The organism is Domibacillus tundrae, from assembly GCF_000970675.1.
GTDB lineage: Bacteria > Bacillota > Bacilli > Bacillales > Domibacillaceae > Domibacillus > Domibacillus tundrae.
The window spans coordinates 1-1,050 of record NZ_LAJA01000036.1 but is presented as its reverse complement, the minus strand read 5'-3'; the positions used below and the strand labels follow the sequence as shown (position 1 = coordinate 1,050).

General features: G+C 39.5%; 1 protein-coding gene. It reads right to left on the bottom strand.

Annotated elements, in window-relative coordinates:
- Positions 1-1,018: IS200/IS605 family element RNA-guided endonuclease TnpB (gene tnpB, locus VQ00_RS16990; RefSeq protein ID WP_046181318.1), on the bottom strand; the 1,018-nt coding region annotated here is incomplete at its 3' end.
- Positions 1,019-1,050: the final 32 nt, after the last annotated feature.

Below are 1,050 nucleotides of genomic sequence, written 5' to 3'. Positions count from 1 at the left end.
CTGTATGACCGCATGAATGGCACTTCTGAGAAGTGCAGTGTGGATCAACGGCAATGACCTGTTTGTCATACCATGTCGCTTTGTATTCCAACATTGTACGGAACTCGGACCAGGAAACTTCGCTGATTGCTTTGGCTAATTTACGGTTTTTCAACATGTTGGATACTTTTAGATCCTCAATCCCGATCACATCGTGGTTTTTAATGATTTCGGTTGTGATTTTCTGCAAGTAATCAGTACGTGCATTTGCAATTTGTTCATGGATACGTGCCACTTTGATTCGTTGTTTTTGCACATTTTTTGCTTCTGATAACGGTCTTTTCTGCTGAATTGCGAGGCGTTGACGTCGGGAAAGAATGCGTTGTGCTTTCACCAGTTTTTCTTCTAATTTGCGGAAAAACTTAGGGTTTTTGTACACTTGTCCATTCGAAAGAATGGCGAAGTCTTTCAAACCAACGTCTATACCAACAGTAGAACCTGTTTTTTCCTTCTCTTTTACTTCCGTTTCAACAAGAAGAGAAACAAAGTATTTTCCAGAAGGGTTTTTTCGCACCGTTGCATTCAGAATACGACCTTCTACTTTGCGGCTGTTCACAAAACGAACCCAGCCCAGTTTCGGCAGCTTTAAACGGTTCCCGGAGATACTGACGTCTGGCTGCTGATTTTTCTTTTCAATATTGGTCGTGTAAGATTGGACTTTGTTTCGTTTATTTTTAAAACGCGGAGCATCGTTCTGTTTCTTGAAAAAACGATCAAAGGAATCCGAAAGGTTTTTTAAAGAGGACTGCAAAGCATGGGCATCGACTTCTTTCAGCCAGATCAATTCTTTTTTTAAACTCGTAAGCTGGTTGGAGCAAGCACTGTAAGAAAGACCTTTTCCAGTCGTTTGAAATCTTTCGTTCCACAACGATAAAAAACGATTGAATACAAAGCGACTCGATCCAATTGTTTTGGCAATTAATATTTCTTGTTCTTTATTTGGATACAAACGAAATTTATACGCTTTATTGACTGACATTAATTCACACCTCCAATCCTTCGATTTTCAAT